Here is an 814-nt window from a genome sequence, read left to right as displayed (position 1 = left end):
AATGCCGAGGTACCCCAAACCTTTGGACTCATCCTGCAGCTTCACGGCCAGGCGATAGACATAGCGCTCTTGGCCTTGAATGATTTCCTTGCCCTCCATCTGGAAAATCCCTTGCCGCTCTAGGTCGGCTAGAGCTTGGCAAGTGAACTCCAGCCACTGGGGGTACTGCCGAGCCCCCTCTTGCAGGGAAGTGCCCAGCAGGTCGCCAAACCAGGCACGGTCGGTGGCATTTTGCAAAATCAGCACCCCCTGGGGATCCCTGGCCCATATGGCTGCCGGCAGGGCGTCCAAGAGGGCTTGCAATTGGGCTTCCCGCAGCCGCAGATTGTCTTCCAGTTGCTTTTGCTTGGTAATGTCTCGGCCGACCCCGCGAATAAACTGCAGCCGGCCCCGCCGGTCGAAGATGCCCTGGTTGATCCACTCAAGCCACCGCACCTGTCCCGCCGCGTCCACCATCCTATCAACCCTCGTGAAGGTGGGCTGCTGAGGGGTGAGCTGGGCTATTTGCTGCCGCACCTGCTCTTGCTCCTCTGGCAACAAGGCCTCGACCCAGCGCCGGCCCCGCCAATCGCCCAAAACCCTCTGGCAGACTTCGTTGCACTCCACCAATGTCGTGTCGGGCCGCGCCAGGGTGACGATATCGGGAAAACCAACCTGGGCCTGATGCAGCCGTCGCCTTTGCCAGAAGACAAGCGCCAGAAGCGAGGCTGCCCACAAAAGCAGCCACGGCCAGTTGCGCAAAGTATCCCTGACGACTAGGCTAACGGTTTCTAGAAGCCCCCCAGGAATAGTCATGACGGCTTAGCATTACTAA

1 protein-coding gene is annotated in these 814 nt (G+C 60.1%); it reads right to left on the bottom strand.

Annotated elements, in window-relative coordinates:
* Positions 1-795: PAS domain-containing protein (locus tag NW827_RS07495; protein ID WP_414503508.1), on the bottom strand; the 795-nt coding region annotated here is incomplete at its 3' end.
* Positions 796-814 lie beyond the last annotated feature (19 nt).

Source organism: Synechococcus sp. H70.1 (assembly GCF_047502705.1).
Taxonomy (GTDB): Bacteria; Cyanobacteriota; Cyanobacteriia; order Thermostichales; family Thermostichaceae; genus Thermostichus.
The sequence above is the reverse complement of the archived record's forward strand: the minus strand, read 5'-3'. Positions and strand labels throughout refer to the sequence as shown.